The organism is Flavobacterium nitrogenifigens (assembly GCF_003254565.1).
Taxonomy (GTDB): domain Bacteria; phylum Bacteroidota; class Bacteroidia; order Flavobacteriales; family Flavobacteriaceae; genus Flavobacterium; species Flavobacterium nitrogenifigens.
Genome location: NZ_QJRI01000090.1, coordinates 1 through 440, shown reverse-complemented (window position 1 = coordinate 440; position 440 = coordinate 1). Strand labels below are relative to the sequence as shown.

Annotated in this window: 1 protein-coding gene; it reads right to left on the bottom strand. The window is 41.6% G+C overall.

From position 1 onward, the window contains the following. On the bottom strand, nucleotides 1–440 hold a 440-nt coding region (locus tag DM397_RS00390), incomplete at both ends, for an AMP-binding enzyme (RefSeq protein ID WP_455550113.1).

Below are 440 nucleotides of genomic sequence, written 5' to 3'. Positions count from 1 at the left end.
TATCTGTTACTCCAATTCTTTCAATTCCCAGTACCTCCTGCCATATGGAAGCCAGTTTTTCTTCTGTCTCATTTCTTGGGGCTATGTATTGATTTCTGATAAGGTCTTCTCCGTCTACTCCAGGCAAGGCTTTACGGTCTATCTTTCCATTTGGAGTAAGGGGTAACTGCTCCAGTTCTACGTAAAACGCAGGAACCATATAATCGGGCAGTTTGCCTTGAAGATAGCTTTTTAATGCCGATTTATCAATACTTTCTGAAGCTGTAAAATAAGCAATCAGAACTTTTCCTTCATTGGATTCTTTTGCCTCTACCACCGCTTGTTTTAAATCAGATCCATATTGCAAAACGGCATGCTCGATCTCGCCAAGTTCGATACGGAATCCGCGGATCTTAACCTGATGGTCTTTTCTGCCCATAAACTCAATGTTCCCATCTGAA